This window comes from Nocardia sp. NBC_01730, assembly GCF_035920445.1.
Lineage (GTDB): Bacteria > Actinomycetota > Actinomycetes > Mycobacteriales > Mycobacteriaceae > Nocardia.
The window spans coordinates 2,935,623-2,954,328 of record NZ_CP109162.1; the positions used below are offsets into that span (position 1 = coordinate 2,935,623).

Sequence of the window (18,706 nt, forward strand, 5' to 3'; positions counted from 1 at the left end):
GGATCCTGGCGCCGCGCGGACCACTGGCGTAATCCTTGATGTGGTTCAGCTCGTGCCGGAGGACATGAGCGACAAAATCTTCCGAAGTTTCGACACCGAATTCGGTGTCCCGAGCCCAATTCTGCGCCTCGAGGGCCCACGCCGGGTCGTTGAGAAGCCGCTTGCTGAGCACGACCGTCGAGAAATGGTCCCGGTTTGCCATACCCTGACCCAGACTCGGCAACTCCTGCTTCGTCATGATGTCTATCTGCCGCAAATCGAACGGCCCACCCTCTTCCATGACCCAGAGATCTACGGTGCGAGCCAGTATCTCTAGAGACTCCAGCTCCACATCCTGCCAGCCGGTGACCCGAATATGATGATCGTCGTACACCTTTTGAACGATCCTGGCTTTAGCCGCATATTCTTGCGGCAATGCCGTATCGGCGACGTCGCTCCGCTTCTGCCACTTGGCGGGTTGCGGCTCTACGAAATCCGCGTACACCTCGCCCCACGCCCGTACACCGAATCGTGTGGTGGTGGTGTGAAGTATCTCTTCCACCTCAGGTCCCACCACGACGGTGCTGTTCACCGCAAGATACTGGCTCTTAAACGTTTTCGAGGTAAATCTTCGCAGGTCGAGCCGATCATGGCCTTCGACGGAAACATGCAGTGAGCGGAATCCGGCGTCATCCGTCGACACCCGTAAAGTGACGCGCACCGTCATCTGCTCTTCGGCGGAAATCGGCCGGTCGTCGCCTTCCAGATATCGCAGCGCTCTGGTTGCCGCCTGCTGCACCAATCCGGTTGCCGCGTCGATCTGCGCCGGATCCCGCCAGCCCAAGGTCCGCAACTGGTCGCCGAGCGCCCGGGCGGCCGCCGCCACATGCCCGGTTTGCCCCGGCCGGAACTCCAAGACCAGATCCGGCGCGATCAGTCTGGGCTGCGCGGTGAGGCCGTGAATTCCGGTGACCATATTCACGGCACTCGGCTGATCGGCGATGCCGCCTTGCCACGCTCCCGGGCCAATATGGTTCGCGACAAGCAGCTGGTCCAGATGGCGGAGAGCCGCGCGCGACCGCTGATAGCTCCACACCAGGTCGCGCAGCCCGCGGTCATGCCGGTACAGGTCGACGCGATCCAACTCGGCAGCAAACCGATTGGACAACAGCTCCGCCGGATCGGCTCCACGCGCGGCTGCCACCGCACGGATCTTCGCCGCGCCGGCCGCCGATGTCCGGGCGGCTTCGGCAAACTTCAGCAGCAACCGGTGCCGCTCCGATGTACTTCCCGGATCCACGGTGAAGACCAGTTCGGAGACTCGGCCGATCAGCAATTCGATCGCGTGGTATCGCTGTACCGCCTCGCGCAACAACACCGCAGACCGCGATCCGGCTCCCCCCCACGGCCCCTGCTCGAACCGCTGTAGCGCGGCCTCGTACCGCTCCGGCGACCACAGGTCGGCCTCATGCACCGGCAGCCGCCGCGCCAGCACCTCGACATCCGCTGCGGCGGAGTCACGTTCGACGATCAGAGTGGAATAGCCTCTGGCCGAGAAGGCATTCGGGTCCAACACCGCGCCCGGCGGGCCGCGGCCGGGGAACCCGCGAATGAAGCCTTCCGGGCCGTCACCGCGACCGATGATCGCGGCGGGGTCGCGGGACTCCTTGAACGGGATTTCCGGGCGGCCGCGGTCGTCGAAGACGATGCCGAAGACATCCAGTACACCCTGGTTCGCCCGCCTGCGCACCCATTCGCGCACCTCGATGTCACCGGTGTAGGTGCGGGGCACCCCGTGCTCGTCGACTTCCCGGACTACCACCTCACCCTTGGCATTTCGGCGAACCCCGAAGGCATGTCCGCCGACGCCACCGAAGCTCATCACGCCCGCCACGGCCCCACCGTTGTCGTGCACATGCCGGATCACGTCCCACAGCGAATCGAATCCGCCGGGATGCCAGTCACCGCCGACCGCGCGGGCGATCTCGCCCTCGGTGCGGCCCTGGATCCACGCCGAGCCTTTGTCCACCAACGGCGGTGCGGTCGGCGGACGTCCGGTCACCTCGGCGATGAATTCCCGGATGAAGTCGACCACCGGCGGGGCGCAGTTGCCTTGCAAGACATCCGGGATATCGAGCAGCAGCGGTTCCCCGGCCAGCAGCGTGGACAGCTCGGCCAACAGGACATCGAAATTCGGCCCGACATTGAGGTGTTCGGCCGAGGATCGGGGGGCGGGCGCTCCGTCGCGGGCCAGGATCTCCAGCGCTTCGGTGAGTTGGTCGAGCCGACCCGTCCAGTGCTGCCAGCGGTGGTGTTCGGCCTCTGCCTCGGTGTGCCGGCGGCGGTCGGATTCCAGCCGGCGGACCCGCATCCGGTTGCGGTGCTGGGCCAGTGCCACTCTGCGCAGCGCGGCAGCCAGCGTGTCGATCCCATCGATCCGGCTGTTGGCGACGAACAACGAGCTCGTATCGGCAATCACCTGGTCGAGGTCGAACAATTCCGCGGCGGCCAATATGGTCGCGTCCGACCGAAGCATCCACTGCGCCGTCAGGTCCGCGATGAACGGCGGGGTCAACTGTTCCTCGGTGACCCGCAGGTCGAGCTCCAGGGAATTGATCAGGTCGACCAGTGCCGCGGCCTTCTCGGTGCGCAGCATCCGCAAGCGAATGCCGGTGTGGGGTCCCACGCTATCGGGGTGAACACCGAACGGCCCGCCAAGCTCGATCAGCCTGCTCCGGTAGATATGCAGGCCTGCTGCCGTTTCGTTCTGCAGCCGCAGCAGCATCGAGCTCAGCTCACCGGTGGTGCTCGGCCACGCCGTCTCACCGCCGTAGTTCCGCAGTTTTCCGGCGGTGGCCTGCGCCACCCGGTTGTCGAATTCGTGAGTCAGCCTGGGCAACTCGCTGTCGCGTTGGTCGAGTGCGGTGGCCAGCTGGGCCAGATCCACCAGCTCTCGGAATTTCCGCACCAGGTTCTCCGGCGCCCCGGTCCGCGCCGCCCGCCGCTGCAAGTCGTCGACGGAGCTCAGTGTGCTGGGATCGACCCCCAGATGGCCTGCCAGCTCCCCGCTGACGGTAGCCAGCTGCTGCTGCAACCGCTCACGGGCCGGTGTCCCCGGGTGCGGGGCGAACGGGTGCAGATCGTGTCGCCGGACATCGATCTCGCCGCTGTCGGTCAGATAACCCCAGGCGTCGACCCACCCGAGGTGCCGCGCCTGCTCATCGAGTTGCGCCAGCTCCGCCTGCAGCTGCCGTCGCTGGTTCTTCGGCAGTGTTGCACCGTCGAGGACCGCCTCTTCCAGCTCGTTGAGTTGCTGGATGCGCTGCTCGAGCCGCTCGACTTCCTCGAGCATCCGCCCCTGGGTGAAGTAGTGCTCGAAGTTGCGTGCCACTGCCCGCATGTCATCGGACTGGCCGGACTGCTCGCGCATCACATCGAGGACGAACTGGCCGCGGGCGTCGCCCTGCAGATCCTCCGGCGCCAGCCGGTACGCCGATGCCACGATTTCCCGTGCCGTGCTGCGACCGGCGATCACCGCGTTCCAGATATCCGATCCGCGCCGCACCGGCCCCGGCCCGTGTTCCTTGTGCAGCGCGGCCCGCAGGCGCGCCAACCGGATTTCGGCGTGCCTGCGCAGCCGCAGCACGTCGGTGCCCGGTTCCGCCACAGCGCTGCGTCCGACACGGAGTTCCGCCGGGACACGTTCGTACTCGGCGTCCCGTGGGCCGGGGAACCGCAGCGCATTGCCCCGCTTGTCGAGGTACAGCCCCCACACCGCGGACCCGGCGAGTTCATGGACCGGGTCGTCCGGATCGGTCGGGTCGAAGGGCCGGAAAATGCCCCGGCCCGGGTCGCGGAATTCGATCCACGAGGTGCCGTCGCTGCGGACATGACGCACCAGCCAGAAGGCGTGGCCGAGGTCCCCGTGCGGGCCTTCCCCGGTGACGGTCGGGTCGAACACCATCACCGACATTCCGTCACCGCTGCGGGACCCGTCCCCGTCGCGTACCACACCCCAGTTGTCCAGGATCCGGGCCAGCTGCCCGACACCGCCGTTGAAACGCCTCGACTGGCCGCCGATCAGGTCCTCGATATCCAGGACCAACATGCCCGCAGACCCGGCATTCGCCGGAATCGGCAGGTCCCGGCCGGTCAACCCCCGGACATCCGCCAACAGCCACTGCCCACACAGGTTGAGTTCGTGTGCGTACGGAAGCGATTCATAGGGAACCACCGAATCATTCAGCGGCGCAACAGCGTCCATGGCACGGAAATGCTGTAGTAGCTGTCGGCCGCGGACGAAGAGGTCCGTGATCGGGACCCGCAGCTCGCTGGCCGGACCAGACGGACCGGCCTGCGGGCCCGGAATACGCTGGTGCAGTTCGCGAATGCGTTCGGTCGCCACACGGTGACCGTCGATAGCGGCACGCAATTCGGGGGTGCGCCGATCCGGGTCGATCAGGCCCTCTTCGTGGAGACCTTCCAGCTTCCACCGCACCTCGCGCGAGGGCTGGGCCAATGCCAGCTCCGCCGCGGCGGCCTCGGTCTCACCGCCGACCGAGGCGATCCGCCGCTGCGCGGCAGCCCATTCCATTGCCGCGTAGGCATAGTCCGCCAACACGCCGTCCGACTGCGAAGCAGCCAACTCCAAGTAGCCCCGGACTATCCGGTTGGCCTCGTGGTAGCGCAATGTCGTGGCCCACAGCGCGGCCTCATCGCGGGCCATCTCCGCCAGCGGCTGCCAGCCCAGCCGAGCGCGCCCTTGCAGCCCGCGAAGCTCCTCCAGGTACTTCTCGGTGCCTAGGCGATCCAGGTCGTCCAAGCGTACCGGCAGGTCCCGCTCGGTGACCAAGGCGGCCATCTCCGCAGCCGCGATATCCCGCTCGGCGATCACCGCGTCGAAACCGGAGCGCAACTCCGCCGGGATCAGCGCCACCCGCGGATCGGAGTCGGATACCGCCGCATCTTTCGGTGGCTCGGGCACAATGAACGGTTGCATTCCGTCGAACCGGTGGTCGAGCTCTTTCAGCTGTGCCACCGCCGCGCGGTACTCGTAGTCCGCCTCGTTCTGCGCCGGGTCTCGGCGATTCCTGGGTGGCAAGGCCAGGTTACGGATGCCATTTCGCATCGTGTCGACCCCCAGGGAGGGGTACGCCATCTCCAACTCCGCCACCGCGGCCACTGTCTCATCGACAGCCGCAACCAACCTCCCCCGCGCCACAATCCACTTCCGGGCACTGGCGGCGTAATCCCGCGCCAGCCCCTCCAGCTGCGACAGCTTGTATGGATCCTGTTCGGCAACAGCAATATTGACCAGCCGCTCGGCGATCCGCGTGGCCTGCTGATACCGCAACACCGCGCCCCACAACGCGAACTCGTCGCGTTTTCGCTCCAGGAAAGGTCGACCCACAATTAAATCGTCGCTATCTCCGAGCCTCCACAGCTCGTCGTCATAGCGATCCGACTGCAATCGCGCAGGATCCACCGGCAGCTGTCGCTCCGCGACCAGCCTGGCTATCTCCGCTGCCGCTGCATTCCGCTCCGCGAGCACATCGACATAGTCCGACCGCAATTCCGCCGGAATCGCCACAGCCGGGACGACATCCCCCTCGTAGTCGGCTCTCGGCGAGTCATCACCGCCTTCCGGGCGGGCTCCGATCATGACGCGCTCGTCGCCCAGATAGGGGCGGTCTTCGAACGACACCAGCCGCTTGCCCTTGACCCCGATTTCGACGCCGTCGATCTGGCCGGCGCCGACGGCAGCGCGGTCCAGCCAGGCGTCCACCTCGTCGGGGTCGATCCATCCCCGGCTCGCGCCGCCTTCGGCTGCCGCGGCGCGCGCCAGGCCCGAAGAAGGCGTGGTGTGTCGGGCGACCGGGTCTGCGTTGTCGTACACCACCACTCGGCCCAACCACTGTTGCGGCAGGTGATGTCGGTCGATCAGGTCTTGGGTGACCCGGATGACCGCGAAAGCGTGGTGGCCCACGTTGTTTTCCAGCTGGATCACACCACCGACTGCTATCCGGCCGCCGTGGCGCACCGCGCGCACCGCCACAGCGAGACCGCGACGACCGTGGCCGAACGGCCTATCCCGCCATCCGCCCTTCAGGCCGCGCGCGAACTGTTCGTCGGTGATCCCGTCCAGCTCCACCTCGCCGTCGACGACCACCGGCTCGATGTCGGCACCCGCATCACCCAAGGCGTCCTTGATCCGCTGCTGCACTTCGGGGCCGCAGATCTTCCGCTGCTCGTTGCCGAACAGGCGCTCGCGCAGATGACCGATCTCGGGCGGCTCGGCTGCGGCGGTTTCGGCCAACGACGGCCCAGTGGCCCCCACGACCGGCGCGGCGCTGCCGTCCACGACGCCGACGGCGGAGGTGGATCCGTAGAACCGGGTATCGGACAGCAGACTTTGCCCGGCCGCATCTCCGGCAACCTCGTCGATCACCCGCTGCCGAGTAGGCAATGCCAACGCCTGGTCCAGCTGGTTGTCGAAGTTCTCGATGTGGTCGGCGATCCGGTCGGCTTCGTCCGCGACAGTGACCATCTCCCGCAGCCGTGCAACGCGCAGCGCCAACGCCTCGGTCACCGGGTCCGACTCCGGCTGCGCATCCCCCAGCCGCACCAGTTGGGTTTTCGCCTCGTCGAACAGGGCGCTCAACCGCTGTCGCCGATATTCGAGTGCGCCGAGATCGTCCATGGCGACACCGGCCTGCTCGGCCAGCGAGCGCAACCGAGCCTCGATGTTCAAGCGTTGTCTCGCCAGCCGCAGACGTTCTCCCGCGACACTGTCGAGCTGCCCGGACTGTACCGACAGATGCTCGGCTACCCGGTTCCAATATCCGTATTCGCTGGCCACCGCGGCCAGCTGATGCAACGAACGTCGCCGCGGGTCCGGGACGTCTATCGCCGCGGACAGCAGCCGTCGAGAATAACTGAGATAGGGCCGGGTGAGCACCTGGTTCACTTGTCCTGCCGCGGGATCGTGGGACAGGTCCAGGTCCGACGGGAACGACCTGATGTGCGCCTCGCGCATTTTCCGGTAACGCTCGTACGCCGCGGCCCGCTCCTCGGCGGCTTGCCGCAACCCCCCCTCCACCGCGTCGATACCCCGAGCCCAGGTTTCCATCCGCCACAGTTGATTCGCGACGTCCAGCGCATGCTGGTAGCGCAAGCATGACCGCGCGATGGTGCGTTCCGTACCGCCCAGGTCCGGCGCATCGGCCAGGATGCCGATCTGGGTCATGCTCAGCTGTAGCGGGTGCAGGTCCAACAATTCGGCCAAGGCGGCGACCCTGATGTCCCGACCGTTGCGCAGCAGATCGATGTCGGCAGTACTCAGCCCGTCCGGGTGTACCCCGAACTCCTGTCCCGCCGCCGCCAGCGAGGCGCGCAGGGCGGTGCGCTGCACACCGACGTCGTCGGCGAACCCGGACAGTTCACTGCCCAGTCGGATATCGGCCGCCGTGTGCAGCGGGCCGACCGGCACGGCTAGGGCGGTGTCGAACGCATCCATGGTGTCTCGGGCGAGGGCCGCCCAGGTTGCCCGCAGTGGGTCGGTCGCGGCGGCGACCCGGCGGATGAGTTCGCGTCCCTGGGCGTTGTCGATCGGGTTCAGGTGTGCGTCGCGGACCGCGTCCAGTGCGGTGCCCCACGCGGGGAGTGCGGTGGCGAAGCGCCCGGCCGCTGCCAGCCACTGCGGCGAATGCTGGTCCCGCTCGGCTACCTCGGCCAGCAACACCGTGACCTGATCGGCCATGTCGGCCAGCTCGTGGTAGTGGTTGGTGTGCGCGGCCAGTACCTGCCACCCGGGCGGTTGGGTGTGTGATGGGTCGAGCGACGGGTTGAGCACCTCGTTTGTCAGCAGCGGCCCCGGGTCAGCGGGCAACTCGGCGGGCAACGTACCCGCCAGCCGGTTGAGTTCGGCGAGGAATCCCTTCGAGCGCAACGCGATCCGCGAGTCCTGGTCCGCACGCTCGGTGCGTGTCGGGTTCAGCTCGTTGAACTTGTCTGCCGCGTTGTTCACCGCGGCGAGCGCGGTGTCTCGCCGCGCGGTCAGGTCGGCCAGTTCTCGTTGCAGCCGGGCCTGCGTCTGCTCGGGCGTCAGTGGTGGTGGTGGGTTGAGCGGCCGGTCTGCCAGGCCGGTGGTGGCTGCGCCGAAGCCGGGATCACCGGGGAGTGCACCGATGTTGGAGATCGGGAAGGCGATCCCGGCGGTGCCTTGGCTGCGGCCTTGGTCATCGAGGGGGTCGACTGCTGACCCGTCGGGGTTGATCGCGATACCGTGCAAGCTGACTACCGGGGGCAGCTGGCGGCGCCATAGTTCGTAGGGTATCGGGGGGCGGTCGCCGTCTTGGACCATGAGTTGATCGTTGTCCCGGTAGAGCTCGACTGCGTGGGAGCCGACCACACCGTGGTGTTGGAAGCCGTCGAAAGCGACCGCGGCGATCATCACACCGTCTTCGGGGACCGCGGCGGCCATCGCGTCGAAGTCGGCGAACCCGTCCGGGGCCCAGCCCGCCCCGGCCAGCATCGCACCGAAAACACCGTTGATCCCGTGGTCGGGTACCCCGTACAGGTCGATCAACTGGATCCGGCGTGTCAGGTCGGCGAGCACGGCCGGATCGGTATCGGGATCGCGTTCCAGGTTGGTCAGAATTCGCAGCAACCCACTGCGGGCCGATTCCGGGAAACAGTTGTTGGCCACACCTTCGAGGTGGTGAGACAGCTCCCACGCCACCACCCCCGGATCGGGTACGTCGATATCGATCCGGTCCTGATACGCCGCTAACGCCCCGTCATCGAAAGCGTGCAGCACCAGGTCCGGGTCCGGTTGCGGCCGGCCGGGATCCGGTTGCGGTGTCGGGGTGAGGTCGTCGTGCCCGACCAGCACCACCTGCGGTAGCGGCTGGTTGGTGTCGGTCCGGGTCCGCAGCATCGTGGCCACCGCCCCCGCCAACCCGGCACCCTCAGCGCCCAGCCACACCACCGCCGCGGTCGGGCGCCCGGCCTTGGCGACATCATCCACCGCCGCCGCGGTGGCCTGCATCAAGGTCCCTACCCCCGCCCGGGAACGCTGATCCACCGCGTGGTACCGCACTTCTTCGGCGGCATCCAAGTCACCGATCACCAACATGGCCCCGGATTCGCCGACCATCCGCACCGCCGGATGCCCAGGCACCTGCGCCGCCCACGCCTCAGCCGCCGACAACAACTCGACCCGCAGATCCGTCCCCGCCGACTGCCGCGGGTCCGCATCGGCCTGCCGCTGCGCCCGTCGCAGCATCAGCCGCATCGCCTCGTCACGAACCTCCAACGGCAGCCCTTCGGCCTGGACGAGCAGTTCCGGGATGGCGGTGATCAACGCCCGCTGCGTTCCGGAATCGGTGATCGCCCACAACGACCCCAGATCCGCGGGCGAAGGGTCGCGGTCCCCGGCCGACTGCGCGAACCACTGAATGGTCCGCCACCGCCGCGCCGCCCGTTCACGCTGCTGCGCGGTCACCCCGGGGTCGGCGGACAGGGTCGGGCGCGGGGTAGCAGCCACGGTGTCTCGTCCGTCGCCGTGCTCACGGATACGTTGTTCCAGACGCAGGATCCGACCCTGTGCCCGGTGATAGCGTTCGGTGAGGTCCTGTACCCATTCGATCCGGCGTACCAGTTCTTGCGAGGCGGCTAGCTCGGTGGTGACCTGTTGTAGCTGCTGCGGGTCGGCAGCTACCTCGAGGGCCAACTGTCGTAGCACGTCCTGCTCGGTGCTGGCCTCGGCTGCCAACTCGCGTAGGGCTTCCAGCGCGGTGTGGTGGTCGGCACCGGTCAGATCGGTGATCGTGACCGGTAGCGAGCCGAGTATCCCGCTCAACCGCTGCCGGGCGTTGTCGTGTTCGGCGACCAGTATCCGGTAGCCGCGGCGCAGCCCGGGCGGGATCTCCAAGCTCCCGTCGCGGGAGCTGGTGTCCGATAGCCGGCTTCGGTGGCGGGTCAGATCGGCGGCGGCCTCGCGGTAGCGGCCGACCGCGAGTGCCACTGCCGGGCCGGCCGGCAACCGACCCAGACCGGCAGGATGGTCGAGGTCGAGGTGGTCGAGGTCGAGGTCGGGGTGGTTGGGGTCGAGGTTGTTGAGGTTGGGGTCGGGGTTGTTGGGGTCGGGGTTGTTGGGGTCGGGGTTGTTGAGGAGTTGTGGTAGTTGTAGCAGCAGTTGTGTGTGTTCACCGCGTTGTTGTAGGAGTGACTCGTCGACCGCGGCCAGTATCGCGGTGTGTAGCTCGCGGCGGGATACCGCCCAATTCGACAACGCGATCAGGTAGTCGGTGTCCTCGTCGGAGAATTCGGGTGTCGGGTGGGTGTCCGGGCGGGTCAGCCACCGTTGTAGTTGACGTTGTCGGGTGTCGATGTCGTGGAAATGATTCGCCGCCAGTTCCAGACGCAGCCGCACCCCCCGGACCAGGCCCGCCTCGGTCAGCTCCGCGATGACCGCGGCCGATCCCTGCGGGGTCACCACCGTTTCCGGGTCCACCCCCACCTCGGTGGCCAATCGCCACAACTCGTCGTGGGCGTGACTGTATTCCTGCGACAACACCCGGTAGGAGCGACGCAACCAGACCGGGATCCGCGTGGCAGGCGGGGGCAGTTGCCGCGGAGTCGACTCGACAGTAGTCGCTGACACCAGCGCCACGGTGACATTGCCCGGCGCACCATTGAGCAGTGCCCGGTTCACCAGTCGGGTGCCCATATCCCGCAGGTCGCGGTTGGCCCCCTCATCCAGCACGAGATCCATCTCGTCGGGGTCGGGGTTGTTTACCCACAACCCGCGGGTGGCCAGCACCACCACATCGGTGCCCGCCAGCTCACCGGTGTGTACATAGTCCCCGTGCAGCGGATCGTCACGCTCGCGTGGACCCCCGTCACGGCCGAGCGCGTTCGGGTCCTCGTCGGTCACCGTCTCGGACTCGCCACGGGCCCGCAATATGTGGACCCGGGTATCACCGACACTGCCCGCGGCATACCGGGACGGTTTCCCGTCCCGACCCGGTGTCACGATCACCGCCGCGATCGTGGTCTCGGGCGGATGCGGGTCCTGCGCGTAGTCACTGTCGGTCAAGGCCACCACCGCGGCCTGCGCGGCGTCGATGGCATCACGCACCGCCTGGCCGGCCTGCTCCGCGGTGAACTCGCCCTGCTCCTCAACAGCGAAACCCGCCAGCCGTTGCCGGGCTACCCGCGCGGCCACCCGAGCAGCCCGACGCGCATCGGTAGTGGCGTCTTCACCGTGACACACCACCGAAATCCGGATCGGCCCGACCGGGGTATGCACAACCTCGCAGTCCATCCAGTCCTGGTTATCGGGCCGGGCCGCGTTCGCACCCTGATCACTGACCCCGAAAACCTCACCCAGATCGATATCGAAATGCGCGACCGCAGCATTTATGTCCTCGGCGATGGTGGCGTCATCAGCGAACTCGACTCGGCCCCAACCACCGTCCACCTGCGCGATCGGGCGTAACACCGGATCAGCGGCCAGCCGCGCGGCAGCGGCGTGCACCGCCCCGGTGGCCTCCTGATGCGACCGCCTCGTGGCCTCGTCTACCGGATCAGCGGCCCGGAACGCGGTATCGACCAGGTTCCACCGCGCCACCACCACACCGAAGTCCCGCAACCGCTGCTGCCGCGACAGCGAAAGCCCCACACCCACACCCACACCGGCGTCGGCGTCGGCGTCGGCGTCGGCGTCGGCGTGGGCGTCGAGTGTGTCGAACAGTGCATCGATCCGGGTCTGCAACTGTGCCAGCCTGCGGGCCGCGTGCCGGGTCAGGGTGCGTGCCTGCCGTTCCCGCCGGCCGGGCCCATCCCCCGGCCGGTGTCCGGCTTCCCGATCCAGCCGCCGCGCCGCACGCAGCGCCTCGGCTGCCTCGTTCAAATCTTGGCGGGCCAGGTGATACCCGGCCAGATCAGCCACCCCCGCCGCCAGCACCGCATCAGCCATCCGCCCCGACCCCGGTCCTGGCCGCGGTGTGGTGGGTGGCTGTGGTGTGGTGGGTGGTCGCGGTGTGGTGGGTGGTTGTGGTGTGGTGGGTGGTTGTGGTTCGGTCGGAGCGCATGACACCGCGACACCGGCCAGAGCCCGGTCTTGCGGGGAGTTGTCGGCCAGCGCGGTCATCGCCGTGCTCAGATCATCCGGATGCCTAGCGAACTCCCCGGCCAGCGACGCCACCGAACGCGAGGTCCCCCCCAACCCGGCGGTATGCAGCAACAACACCTGGGAGTCGGTGACCACACCACTGCTGATGTAGCGGCCCGGATCGGTCGGCGGTCCACCCGCAGTCACAACACCAGCACCAGCACCGGTGTCGGTGTTGTTGAGGTCCGGCACACTGAAGCCGAGGGTGTGACCGACCCCGGAAACATCGGTGTCGGTGTCGGTGTCGGTGTCGGTGTCGGTGTCGGTGTCGGTGGTGATGGTGTGGGAGTTGTCCGGGTTGTTCGGGTCGAGTACTTGGACCCGGTCACCGCCGACCGAGCCCGCGGTGAACTGTCCCGGCTGGCCATCGATCCCGGTATCCAACACGACCACCGCGATACTGGCCTGTGGTGGCCGAACACCCTCGAGTAGTTCGGTGTCGATCTGGCGGCGCACCCGCGCACGGATCTGCGCTTGGGCGGGTTCACTCAACGGGTCAGCGTCTTCGGGCAGTTGTGCTTGCGCCGCGGTCAGCGCCTCACTGATCCGGCGGGTGTGATCTCGGCGGGTCAAACGCACGACCGCGGCCTGCGCGGCATCGATCGCGGCACGCACCATCTCGGCCCGATCGGATTCGGTGACCGGTGTCGCGGGGTCATGCTCCTGCAACGAGGTCCGCAGACTGTCCCGCGCCGCCGCGGCCGCGACCGGCGCCGCCCGATACCCCTCCACACTGTCGGGCACCCCCGCCGAAGTGACCGCCAACCGGAACGGGCGACCAGCCACCATGACGACCTCACCGACCATCACACCCCGATCGGCGTCACGCTGCTGGTTCGTGTCGGTGACCCCGGCCACCGAACCCAGATCCAGCTGCTCACGCTCCAGCTTCTGCCACGAATCCCCCAACGCATCAGAACAATCGAAAACCCGACGGATCAGCTTGCCCATCTCCGCCTCCGACACCCGCCCACCCCACGCCCGCAGCCCACCATCACGGTCGGTATCAGGGCCGGCAGCCGTATCAGGGCCGGAATCGGGGTCGGTGGCCGTATCGGGGCCGGTGGCCGTATCAGGGCCGGAATCGGGGTCGGTGGCCGGGGTCGGGGGTGGTTGGACGGGTAGTTGTGCTTGGAGCTGGCCGATCCGGTGTCCGAGTTCGTTGATCTGTTGCTGGGTTTCTGATTCTTCCAGTGCACGCAGTTGCGTGGTCAGCCGCTGTCTGGAGCGGGCAAGGCTATCCCGCTGCCGTTGCAGCATCCGCTGGCGTTCACCCAGCTGCTGCTGCTGGCGGGCCAACTGCCCCTCTCGCCGGGCCAGCTCTTGCGGCGACAACGCCGGCCCGTCGCGCCACCGGGGCCCCCCTGCCGCGAGGTCACGTTCGGCCTGTAACCGGCGATGCTGGGTAGCCGACACGGTCCGGTCGGAATCCAGCGCGGCCAGGTCGGATTCCCGCTGCGTGATCTGCGCGGCGGCCTGAGCGATCGCGGTTCCCAACCTTTCCTGTTCGGTCTGCAGCCGCGCGCGTGCCTGCTCCCGCAGCTCACCCAACCGCGCGATCTCCGCACGAAGCTCCTGCGGGGTGCGGGCCTGCCCCCGCGCATCAGGCAGCCCGTCGGGACCGGTCGCATCCGGGGCCGCGTCCGGGGCCGCGTCCGGGGTGGGTTGGGGTCTGCCGTAGGTCGTGGCCTCGTGCATGGCCTGTACTGCCGCAGCCCATGCCAGTGCCTGCGTCGCGTAGGTGGTGGTATCGGTCAGCCATTGCGGGGAATGCCGGGTGCGGTCGTTGATCCGCGACAGCAGCCCGGTGCATTGGTCGGCGATAGCGGAAAGCTCGTGGTAGTAGTGCGCGTTCGCCGACACCACCCGCCACTGCGAGGAATCCGGTGACCGGGCCAGCGTGGTCTCGAATTCCGGGGACAGCAACCCCGCGTGGGTGTCCTCGTCCACACCCAACCCTGCTGCCGCGGTATTCAATTGCCTACGGGCGGTATCCAACTGCTGGTTCAACCGCGCCAGCACAAAACCCACCTGCCGGCTCACCTGACTCTGCAATCCAGCCCCAGCCCCAGCCCCGGCCCCGGCCCCGGCCTGCCCGGCCCCGGCCTGCCTGGTGGGGGTCGGGTTCGCGAACCTGGCCAGCAACTCCTGGGCGGTCTGCAGGTTCTCGGCCATCACCGGGGCGCGGCGCACCACCGCCGCCAACCTACCCAACCGCTCACCGGGCCTGGTCTCGTCGGGCCTGGTCTCGTCGGGCCTGGTCTCGTTCAGCCAGGCCAGTTCTGCTTCGAAGTCTCCGGCCAGCAACCGGTGTAGTTGGGCTTGTGGCACGCCCGCGGCCAAGGTCCGGATATCCTCGAGCGCTCCGACCCAGTCGGTGACCGCGCCCAGCAGCCCCACCACCCGCTGCTGGTGGCGGGACTGCTGGGCGGGGGTCGCTGTCGGGTCCGGTGGCTGCCCCAACGCTTCCTGTAACGAGTCCATGGTCTGCTCGACCTTGTGCAGGTGAGCGACGCTGTCACGCAACCGGTCCCGTGCCTCGAGCAGACGCACCTGCTCCGCGACGGTCATTGTCTCGGTGAGCGCGGGCGCGGGGAGCCGGGCCAGCGCATCGGTGTAGCGGTCGGGGTCGCGTAACGCATCCAGCACGTCCGGGTCGCTGACTCCCGCCGCCCGCGCGAGGTCATCGAATTGCGTACGGGTATCGCGATGCTCGGCGCGTAACCGGTCCAACGCGTAATCCAGTTGCCGTTTCAACCGGTCTTGTTCATCCGCGTCGAGGAACCGCCGCACCCGGTCACGCTCGTCTTCGTCGTCGGCGCCGTTGACGACATTCACGGTGTAAGGGGTCAGCTTCGAGCCGTCGAACCGGATCGCGGTCACCCAGATCTTGTCGGTGACCTCCGGGATCGCCTCCGGAGTGAAAACCTTCTTCAACCCGGTCTCCGGGTCGTAGATCATCACCACACCATGCTCAACAGATAAATGGACCACATGCCCACCGACGGTGTTGTCCCCGGAGGTATCGAAAGCCAGCACCGTCACCAAGGTGGCGCCCTCACCCAGAACCATCGTCTGGTGTTCGAGCTGATCGAACCGCGACATCCGCCGCCACCGCTCACCAGTGACCTGCCCGGTATCCCGAGACAGTTTCAGCAGCCGGTCTCTTTCCGTACCGGCCTTGGTTTCCAGCTCTTGTTCACGCTCCCGGGTCCGCTGCCCCTCGACCCGCTCACGGCTCTGGGCACGGTCCTGCAGTTGCTGGATACGCTGTGTCAACACCTGCTCGGTGGTTCGACCGGTACGCGCGGACACCCGATCCAACTGCTGCCGCAAACCCGCAGCGATCGGCTGCCCGTCCCGCACCCGCGCCAACGCGGTCTCCAACCGCCCCTGCACACGCCCGACCCGCCTCGTGCGTTTCTTCTGACGCGTACGCTGCTGCCCTTTGACCCGCTCGGCTTCCTCCCGCAACCGGTTACGCTCAGCCGCAGCCTCGCTATACAACCGTTTCGACTCCAACGACGCACTCGGCGCCAACCCACTCCCCGACCGGACCAACTCCGCACCGATCTGCCTCTGATACACATCCGAACCCACACCAGCAGGATCCGACGACCCCACCGGCCGAATACCCGCAGTCGGATACTGCGCAGCCAACACATTCGTCGACCGAGCAGCACACTGCCCCGTCAAATCGACACTGCCCACCTCCGGACCCGGACCAACCCCATCACCCCGACCACCCGAACCCGAATCACCATCCGAACCAGCCCGAGACCCACCATCAGACTCCGGCCCGACCTCACCATCAGACTCCGGCCCGACCTCACCATCGGACTGTGCGTCATCCGGAGTGCGCGAATCCGAATCCGAATCACCATCCGGATCAATCGAAGACTCACCATCAGCCCGAGCGCCGCCATCAGTGTCCGAACCAGCCCGAGACTCACCCTCGGACTCCGGACCGACCTCACCATCCGGCTGCGCGTCATCCGGAGTGCGCGAATCCGAATCCGAATCACCATCCGGATCAATCGAAGACTCACCATCAGCCCGAGCGCCGCCATCAGTGTCCGAACCAGCCCGAGACTCACCCTCGGACTCCGGCCCGACCTCACCATCGGACTCCGGCTTGACCTCACCGTCGGACCGCGTGTCATCCGGAGTGCGCGAATCCGAATCACCACCCCTGGCCGGGTCATCCGAAGTCGCGCCATCAGCCCGAGTGCCGCCATCAGTGTCCGAACCAGCCCGAGGCTCACCGTGGGATTCCGGTCCGGTCTCGCCGTTGTACTGGGTGGTTGTGGCGGGGTCGGGCGAGTGGGTTGGGGCCTGTTGGTCATCTGCCAGCCCCCCGCCGGTCTCGCTCGTGTCCGGTTGCGCGGTCGAGGAATCGGCCGCCGATTCGGGGATAGTGGCCGATTCGGGGGTGGCGGTTGATTCGGCCTGGGTGCCAGCTGTGTCGCTGGTGGTGTCGCTGGTGGTGTCGCTGGTGGCGTGGCTGGGCGCGCTGGCCGCTTGTATTTCTGCGACGATTCCGGTGGTGTCTCTCATGATGTTGCGGAAAGCGGCCGCTGCGTCGGATCCGGCGGCCCCGGCACCGGCAGCGCGTGGCGTTGTTCGTGGCTCGGTATCGGAGGTATCCGGTACCGCGCTCGACCGTGACCGGTCCGCGCTCGTACCGCGCCGACCCGACGCGGCAGACGACGAGCGCCCGGCACCGGCAGTACTCGATGCACTACCGCTACCGGCCTGGCTCGAGCCACCCGGCACTGCCGCCGAACTCCTGCCCGCACCCGACCCCGACGCCGGTCCACCAGCAGCAGGCCCACCAGCAACAGACCCACCAGCACCGGCGGCAGGGGCGCCGGCGGCAGGCCCACCAGTGGCAGGGGTGTCGGTGGCGGGGGTGTCGGTGGCGGGGGCGCCGGTGGCGGGGCAGGGGTGTCGGCGTGTGTGGTGGCTTGCCCGTCGACCGGGGTGGGGTCTGCGGCTGTGTTCCCGGTGGATCCGAGGCCTGCTGTGGGTTCGCTGTGCTGGGTTCCGGTGACCAGCGCCCCACCGTGCGGGTCGGTGCCTACCGCACCACCAGCCGGTCCGGCACCGGTCTCGGTAGTGGTGGTGGCTGCCGCGGCAGGCGGCGCGGTCGACGCCGAGGCTTGCGATGCTTGTGGGGATCCGTCCTCGGTGGTGTTCGATGCCGCCGCAGTATCGGACCCGTTCCCCTCGGCGTGGCCGGGCTCGGTGGTGGTGTTGCTGTGCCCTTGATTCGTGGTCGTGTTCGCTGTCGGCGAGGTATCGCCGGACGCCCGACCGTTCCCGACCCCGACCCCGGTGCCGGCCCCGGTGTTGGTGCCGGTGCCGGTGTTGGTGTTGGTGTTGGTGCCGGTGTTGGTGTTGGTGTTTATCGGGGGGGTTGTGGTGGTGGTTGTCGGGTTGCTGGTTGTGGTGCCGTCACCGATATCGGGTTGTCCGGCGATGAGGGTGAAGTCGCTGCGGCGCATCCGTTGGCCTTCACCGACCCGGGGTGCGCGGAACCCGCCGATCACTCCGGGGACCGCGCCACCGGCGACGCCACCGGACCACGCGTAGATATCGGTCTGCCAGTTGTTGTAGATCAGGCCGTTGGAGACCATCGCTCCGACCTGGCCGATGAGCCCCGCGCCACCACCGACGACGACACCGGTTCGTATCCGGTCCCAGCGGGCGCCGCTGTTCCAGTTGAATTTCTGGGTCAGCTTCTGCATACCGAGCCCACCGATACCGCCGATACCGCCGGCGATGGTGGAGATCACCGCGTTCTGTTTGATCGCTTCCCAGTCCAGTTTTTCTTGATAACCCTCACGGATCATCTCGGCCTCGACGAGAAGCTCCTGCCCGGTCCCCTGGTAGAACTCTTGGAACGCTTCCTTCCCCATGTGTTTGAAGATTTCTTTCGCCACGTCACTGGTGATCCACTGCACCAGCCGTGGGGTGTCCTCGATCGCGATCCTGGTGGCCATACGCGCCAGGATCTCCGCGGTTTCCTGTGTCACACGCGAGGCCAGCCAGCGGAAGAAGATCCGGGTCGAGGCGACCGCGTACGCCTGTTGCAACGGCGCACCCGGACCCCACAGACTACTGCTGGCGAACTCGGTGCCCATCCAGATCAGCCCGAAGATACCGTTCAGCTTCGCCGAGACGACCTGACCGCGGTAACTGTGAATCCCTTTGGCCAGCTCACCATAGCCACCCGCGACACTTTTGTTGTGCGAGATGATCCGCGCCAAATATTTGTCGATACCATCCGCGCCGTCACCCTCCGGATACGCCCGACGCGATTTGTTCCGCGCCATGGCCACCACCGGAATCACCGTGCCGTTGATGTTCTGCTGCAGATGCTCGAAACCCTGCTGCACCTGGCCGACGTCGTCTTCATCGATCGTCGGCAGCTTGACACCGACCAGATAACTGAGCCACGCCATCCCCGGAGGAGGAAACGGAATACCCATGTCAGATCACCCGGACCCGACGGAAATAAGATCGGACACACAGCCCGAAATACTC

General features: G+C 67.3%; 2 protein-coding genes (1 of these 2 running past the window's edge). Both read right to left on the bottom strand.

What is annotated here, in order from left to right; translation table 11 throughout:
• Positions 1 to 16,714, bottom strand: partial view of a LacI family DNA-binding transcriptional regulator gene (locus tag OHB12_RS11255; RefSeq protein WP_327118739.1) — the start only. 35,207 nt of this gene lie to the left of the window's left edge; 16,714 of the gene's 51,921 nt are visible here — the first part of the coding sequence; it begins with the start codon at positions 16,712 to 16,714; the stop codon falls past the left edge of the window.
• Entirely contained in the window at positions 16,711 to 18,651 is a 1,941-nt protein-coding gene (locus OHB12_RS11260) for a hypothetical protein (protein WP_327118741.1), read from the bottom strand. Before OHB12_RS11260 ends, OHB12_RS11255 begins: the two co-directional genes overlap by 4 nt.
• Between the last annotated feature and the right edge of the window lie 55 nt (positions 18,652 to 18,706).

What these genes read in the sequence shown, in the direction of transcription:
- OHB12_RS11260 (WP_327118741.1), bottom strand. Translation starts at nt 18,651, where the DNA reads ATGGGTATTCCGTTTCCTCCTCCGGGGATGGCGTGGCTCAGTTATCTG.